The 465-nt window shown below is 44.7% G+C and carries 1 rRNA gene; it reads left to right on the forward strand.

Annotated elements, in window-relative coordinates:
• A 23S ribosomal RNA gene (locus FD36_RS06375) occupies window positions 1-465 on the forward strand; the annotation flags it as partial.

The following is a 465-nucleotide window of genomic DNA, read 5'->3' on the forward strand; positions in this document are numbered from 1 at the left end:
TAGTCGGGACCTAAGCCGAGGCTGAGAAGCGTAGGCGATGGATAACAGGTTGAGATTCCTGTACTAGTTAATTATGTTTGAACGATGGAGGGACGCAGTAGGCTAAGATATGCACACGATTGGAAATGTGTGTTCAAATCGTAAGTCAGTTTAAGAGTTAAATGCTTTTAAGCGGGTTGACAAGCGATGATGAGGATCGAAATTTAAGTAGAGAAGTATCTGACGTCACACTGCCGAGAAAAGCTTCTAGTTAGTAATTAATTACCCGTACCGCAAACCGACACAGGTAGTCGAGGAGAGTATCCTCAGGTGAGCGAGAGAACTATCGTTAAGGAACTCGGCAAAATGACCCCGTAACTTCGGAAGAAGGGGTGCTGGCCTCACGGCCAGCCGCAGTGAAAAGACTCAAACGACTGTTTATCAAAAACACAGGTTTATGCAAAATCGTAAGATGAAGTATATGGG

Source organism: Fructilactobacillus sanfranciscensis DSM 20451 (assembly GCF_001436035.1).
GTDB classification, from domain to species: Bacteria; Bacillota; Bacilli; order Lactobacillales; family Lactobacillaceae; genus Fructilactobacillus; species Fructilactobacillus sanfranciscensis.